6 protein-coding genes are annotated in these 6,149 nt (G+C 73.2%); all 6 read left to right on the forward strand.

All coding sequences use genetic code 11. The features are described 5' to 3' along the window. Nucleotides 1-794, forward strand: a 794-nt coding sequence (rapZ, locus tag PSD17_RS19505; RefSeq protein ID WP_339124044.1) for an RNase adapter RapZ, incomplete at its 5' end; no start/stop codon positions are given. A 7-nt stretch (nucleotides 795-801) separates the two neighbouring features. Further along, complete coding sequence (locus PSD17_RS19510; protein WP_445261026.1) at nucleotides 802-1,914, forward strand: gluconeogenesis factor YvcK family protein; 1,113 nt, start codon at nucleotides 802-804, stop codon at nucleotides 1,912-1,914. An 84-nt stretch (nucleotides 1,915-1,998) separates the two neighbouring features. Continuing rightward, nucleotides 1,999-2,982 (forward strand): DNA-binding protein WhiA, encoded by a 984-nt coding sequence (whiA, locus tag PSD17_RS19515; RefSeq protein WP_013675529.1) that lies wholly within the window; start codon nucleotides 1,999-2,001, stop codon nucleotides 2,980-2,982. A gap of 120 nt (nucleotides 2,983-3,102) precedes the next feature. After that, nucleotides 3,103-4,116 (forward strand): type I glyceraldehyde-3-phosphate dehydrogenase, encoded by a 1,014-nt coding sequence (gene gap / locus PSD17_RS19520; RefSeq protein ID WP_013675528.1) that lies wholly within the window; start codon nucleotides 3,103-3,105, stop codon nucleotides 4,114-4,116. Then, nucleotides 4,113-5,291: a phosphoglycerate kinase gene (locus PSD17_RS19525; RefSeq protein WP_013675527.1), complete on the forward strand. Its 1,179-nt coding sequence runs from the start codon at nucleotides 4,113-4,115 to the stop codon at nucleotides 5,289-5,291. Before gap ends, PSD17_RS19525 begins: the two co-directional genes overlap by 4 nt. A 118-nt stretch (nucleotides 5,292-5,409) precedes the next feature. After that, the coding region (tpiA, locus tag PSD17_RS19530) for a triose-phosphate isomerase (protein WP_445261027.1) at nucleotides 5,410-6,149 on the forward strand (740 nt) is incomplete at its 3' end.

Here is a 6,149-nt window from a genome sequence, read left to right on the forward strand (position 1 = left end):
AGGACCTGGGCTGGTTCGTCGTCGACAACCTCCCGCCCGAGCTGATCGCGACCATGGTCGACCTGGGTGCCCGGGCCCGGGGCGAGATCACCCGCATCGCCGTCGTCATGGACGTGCGCAGCCGCGCGTTCACCGACGACCTCGGCGCGGTGATCAAGGATCTCGACGCCAGGGGCTACAAGCCGCGGGTGCTGTTCCTGGAGGCGACCGACGCGGTGCTGGTCCGGCGCTTCGAGCAGGTCCGGCGCAGCCACCCGATGCAGGGCGACGGACGGCTGTCCGACGGCATCGCCGCGGAGCGCGAGCTGCTGCGGCCGCTGCGCGAGGACGCGGACCTGGTCGTCGACACCTCGACGATGTCGGTGCCGCTGCTGCGCGCCACGCTGGAGCGGACGTTCGGCGACGAGCTCTCGCCCGCGACGCGGGTGACGGTGCTGTCCTTCGGCTACAAGTACGGCCTGCCGATGGACTCCGACCTGGTCGTCGACGTGCGGTTCCTGCCCAACCCGCACTGGATCCCCGAGCTGCGCGACTTCACCGGGCGCGACGCGGCGGTGCGCGACTACGTGCTGAGCCAGGAGGGCGCGGAGGAGTTCATCGACCGCTACCTGGACCTGCTCGCGCTGATCGGGGCGGGCTACCGCCGCGAGGGCAAGCGCTATCTCACGGTCTCCGTCGGGTGCACCGGCGGCAAACACCGTAGCGTCGCGATCAGCGAGGAGCTGGCGCGGCGGCTGGCGGGGGCCGAGCACGTCGTGGTGAACGTGTCGCACCGGGACCTGGGACGCGAGTGAGCACACGGTGAGCGAGCGAGACGGAGGCGGCCTGCGGGCCGTCGCGCTGGGGGGCGGGCACGGGCTGCACGCCACCCTCAGCGCGCTCCGCCTGCTCGGCGACGTCGTCGACCGGATCACGGCCGTGGTCACCGTCGCCGACGACGGCGGGTCGTCGGGCAGGCTGCGCCGCGAGCTCGGCTCCCTGCCGCCGGGCGACCTGCGGATGGCGCTGTGCGCGCTGGCCGCGCCCGTCGCGCCGGAGAACGGCGCCGCGACCGTCGCGGCACCGGGCGAGGAACCCGGTCGAGAGACCGGCCGCGCCGCCGTGCACGATGCCGCCGCTGTGCACGATGCCGGTGACGACCTGTGGGTGCGCGTCGTGCAGCACCGCTTCGGCGGCAACGGCGCGCTCGCCGGGCACGCCGTCGGCAACCTCGTGCTCGCCGGGCTGATGGACGTCACCGGCGACGCGGTGACCGCGCTCGACCGGATGGGCGCGCTGCTGGGCGCCCGTGGCCGGGTGCTGCCGATGAGCTGCGACCCGTTGACGATCGAGGCGCAGGTCACCGGCCTCGACGACGATCCCGCCGCGGTCCGGCTGATCCGCGGCCAGGTGGCCGTCGCGTCGACGCCCGGGCGCGTGCGCCGGGTGTGGCTGCGTCCGACCGACCCCACGCCCTGCCGCGAGGCGGTGGCCGCGGTGCGCGAGGCCGACGTCGTGCTGCTCGGCCCCGGATCGTGGTTCACCAGCGTGCTGCCGCACCTGCTCGTGCCGGGCTTGCGGGAGGCCCTGCTGACCACCGCGGCCCGCCGGGTCGTGGTGCTCAACCTGGCGCCGCAGCCGGGGGAGACCGCCGGGTTCTCGCCCGAACAGCACCTCGACGTACTCTCGCAGCACGCTCCCGCCCTTCGCGTGCACGCCGTGCTCGCGGACCGGGCCGCGGTTCCGGTCCCCGACCGGCTCCGGCGGGCCGCCCGCACCATGCTCGTCCCGGACGGGACGGTGCACCTGGCCCCCGTGGCCGCGGACGATCCCGCGGTCCCACGGCACGACCCGGCGGCACTGGCCGCGGCATTGCGATCCGTGCTGGTCGGCACGGGACGCGCCGCGGCCGGAGCAGTCGAGAGGAGGACCTGAGGTGGTGTGCACCCAGTGCAGCCCGGCAGCGTGCGGCCCGGCACGGTCGTGTCCGGTCCCAGGCGACGGCAGGAGGTGTCCCCGATGGCGATGACGGCCGCGGTGAAGGACGAGCTGAGCAGGCTCTCGGTCACGAAGCCGTCGTGCCGGCGCGCCGAGGTGGCGTCCCTGCTCCGGTTCGCGGGCGGGCTGCACATCGTCGGCGGCCGCGTCGTGATCGAGGCGGAGGTGGACACGGGCTCGGTCGCGCGCCGGCTGCGTCGTGAGATCCACGACCTGTACGGGCACCAGTGCGAGGCGCACGTCATCACGGCGGGCGGGCTGCGTCGCAGCGCGCGCTACGTCATCAGGGTGGTGCGCGACGGGGAGGGGCTGGCCCGGCAGACGGGGCTGCTCGACGCCCGTGGCCGTCCCGTCCGGGGGCTGCCGCCGCCCGTCGTGTCCGGTGACGTGTCCGACGCCGAGGCCGCCTGGCGCGGCGCGTTCCTCGCGCACGGGTCGCTCACCGAGCCGGGCCGCTCGTCCGCGCTGGAGGTGACCTGCCCCGGCCCGGAGGCGGCGCTCGCGCTCGTCGGCGCCGCCCGCAGGCTCGGCGTCACGGCGAAGGCCCGCGAGGTCCGCGGAGCCGACCGCGTCGTCGTCCGCGACGGCGACGCGATCAGCGCGCTGCTGACCCGCATGGGTGCGCACTCGTCGGTGCTGGCCTGGGAGGAGCGGCGGATGCGCCGCGAGGTCCGGGCGACCGCCAACCGGCTCGCCAACTTCGACGACGCCAACCTGCGCCGGTCGGCGCGCGCGGCCGTCGCCGCGGCGGCGCGGGTCAGCAGGGCGCTGGAGATCCTGGGTGACGACGTGCCGCAGCACCTGCTGGCCGCGGGCAAGCTGCGCGCCGAGCACACCCAGGCGTCCCTGGAGGAGCTGGGCCAGCTCGCCGATCCGCCGATGACCAAGGACGCCGTGGCCGGCCGGATCCGCAGGCTGCTGCACATGGCCGACAAGCGCGCCGCCGACCTGGGGATCCCCGACACGGAGTCGGCGGTCACACCGGAGATGCTCGAGGACGCCTGACCGGGGGTCCGCCGCAGGTGGCGGGCCATGAATCGATTCCGACCAGGGTGCGCCCGGGCCAGGACGCGGACGCTAGTCTGGCGGTCAGGTTCGCCTGAATTCCATCCTCGGGAGGTACTCGTGACGGTTCGCGTCGGCGTGAACGGCTTCGGTCGGATCGGTCGCAACTTCTGGCGGGCGGTGGACGCCCAGCGCGCCGCCGGCACCAGTGACATCGAGATCGTCGCGGTGAACGACCTCACCGACAACGCGACGCTCGCGCACCTGCTGAAGTACGACTCGATCCTGGGCCGGCTGCCCTACGAGGTCAGCACCTCGGGCGACGACATCGTCGTCGACGGCAAGCCGCTGAAGGCGCTCGCCGAGCGCGACCCCGCGCAGCTGCCGTGGAAGGACCTGGGCGTCGACGTCGTCGTGGAGTCCACCGGCATCTTCACCAAGCGCGAGGGGGCCGCGAAGCACCTCGACGCCGGGGCCAAGAAGGTCGTCATCTCCGCGCCGGCCACCGGCGAGGACATCACGATCGTCAAGGGCGTCAACGACGACCAGTACGACGGCAGCCAGACCATCATCTCGAACGCCTCGTGCACGACGAACTGCCTCGCCCCGCTGGCGAAGGTGCTGGACGACCTGCTGGGGATCGAGAAGGGTCTGATGACCACGATCCACGCCTACACCCAGGACCAGAACCTGCAGGACGGCCCGCACAAGGATCTCCGCCGGGCCCGGGCGGCCGCGCTGAACATCGTCCCGACGTCGACGGGTGCGGCCAAGGCGATCTCGCTGGTGCTGCCGCACCTCAAGGGCAAGCTCGACGGCTACGCGCTGCGGGTGCCGATCCCCACCGGCTCGGCGACCGACCTGACCGTCGAGGTCCGCAAGGAGGCCTCGGCCGAGGAGATCAACGCGGCGTTCAGGGCCGCTGCCGAGGGTCCGCTCAAGGGCATCCTCAAGTACACCGAGGACCCGATCGTGTCGTCGGACATCGTCACCGACCCGCACTCGACGATCTACGACGCGGGCCTGACCAAGGTCATCGGCAACCAGGTCAAGGTCGTCGGCTGGTACGACAACGAGTGGGGCTACTCGAACCGGCTGGCCGACATCACCGCGCTCGTCGCCTCGAAGCTGTGAAGACGCTCGACGACCTCCTGGACGAGGGGGTCGAGGGCCGGACCGTGCTGGTCCGCTCCGACCTCAACGTCCCGCTCGACGGCGACCGGATCACCGACGACGGCCGCATCCGCGCGTCGGTCCCCACGATCTCGGAGCTCTCCGGAGCCGGGGCGATCGTCGTGATCACGGCGCACCTGGGCCGGCCGAAGGGCGGGCCGGACCCGGCCCTCTCGCTCGCGCCCGTCGCGTCGCGGCTCAGTGAGCTGCTCGGCGCGCCGGTCAAGCTCGTACCGCTCGACGCCGTGCCGAACATGGCCGCGGGTGACGTCGTGCTCGTCGAGAACATCAGGTTCGACCCGCGCGAGACCAGCAAGGACGACGACGAGCGCGCCGGCCTGGCCGACGAGCTGGTCGCCATCGCCGGCGACGACGGCGCCTTCGTCTCCGACGGGTTCGGCGTCGTGCACCGCAAGCAGGCGTCGGTGTACGACGTCGCGCAGGACCTCCCGTCGTACGCGGGCGGGCTCGTGCAGGCCGAGGTCGAGGTGCTGCGCAGGCTCACCGAGGACCCCGCGCGCCCGTACAGCGTCGTCCTGGGCGGCTCCAAGGTCTCCGACAAGCTGGCCGTCATCGAGGCGCTGCTCCCGCGCGTCGACAGCCTGCTCGTCGGCGGCGGGATGTGCTTCACGTTCCTCGCCGCGCAGGGCTACGGGGTCGGTGCGTCGCTGCTCGAGTCCGACCAGATCGGCAACGCCCGCAAGCTGCTGGAGTCGGGCAAGATCCTCCTGCCCGTCGACGTCGTGGTCGCCGACCGGTTCGCCGCCGACGGGCAGGTGCGCACCGTCGCCGTCGACGCGATCCCCGACGGCTGGCTGGGGCTCGACGTCGGACCCGACACGGTGGCCGCGTTCGGCGAGGCGCTCTCCGGGGCCAGGACCGTCTTCTGGAACGGCCCGATGGGCGTGTTCGAGATGGCGCCGTTCGCCAAGGGCACCCGCGGCGTCGCGCAGGCGATCGTCGACGCCACCGCCGCCGGGGCGTTCAGCGTCGTCGGCGGGGGTGACTCCGCGGCCGCGGTGCGCGCCCTGGGCCTGCCCGAGGACGGGTTCTCCCACATCTCCACCGGCGGCGGCGCGTCCCTGGAGTACCTGGAGGGCAAGGCGCTGCCCGGCCTCTCCGTCCTCGATCGCTGACCGCCGACCCGCCAGGGCGGCCCGAACGCCCGGAACACCGAACACGAGGATGACAGTGACCCCGTCCGCTGGGACCCCGACGAGCGGCCGCAAGCCGCTCATCGCCGGCAACTGGAAGATGAACCTCACACACCTCGAGGCCATCGCCTTCCTGCAGAAGCTCGCCTACGGGCTGCCGGAGAAGTACTACGCCAAGGTCGAGGTGGCGGTGCTCCCGCCGTTCACCGCGATCCGCAGCGTCCAGACCGTGATCGACGGCGACGGGCTGCTGATGACCCACGGCGCGCAGGACATCTCGCCCCACGAGTCCGGTGCCTACACCGGGGACGTCTCGGGTCCGATGCTGGCCAAGCTCATGTGCCGCTACGTCGTCGTCGGGCACTCCGAGCGGCGCGCGTACCACCACGAGGACGATGCGGTCGTCAACGCGAAGGTGCGCGCGGCGTTCGCCAGCGGCATCACGCCCATCCTGTGTGTCGGGGAGGGACTCGACGTGCGCGAGGCCGGCGAGCACGTCGGCCACTGCACGACGCAGCTCAGCGCCGCGCTCGAGAAGGTCACCCCCGAGCAGGCGGCGACGCTCGTCGTCGCGTACGAGCCGATCTGGGCGATCGGCACGGGCCGGGTCGCCGGCGCGGGCGACGCCCAGGAGGTGTGTGCCGCCGTGCGCGGCACGCTCGGGAAGCTCTACGGCGACACCGTGGCCGGGTCCGCGCGCGTGCTCTACGGCGGCTCGGTGAAGTCGGGCAACGTCGGCGAGATCGTGGCCGAGCCCGACGTCGACGGCGCGCTGGTCGGCGGGGCGAGCCTCGACCCCGACGAGTTCGCCAAGCTGTGCGCGATCGCCGCGGGCGGCCC

This window comes from Pseudonocardia sp. D17 (assembly GCF_036984265.1).
In the GTDB taxonomy this organism is placed as follows: Bacteria; Actinomycetota; Actinomycetes; order Mycobacteriales; family Pseudonocardiaceae; genus Pseudonocardia; species Pseudonocardia benzenivorans.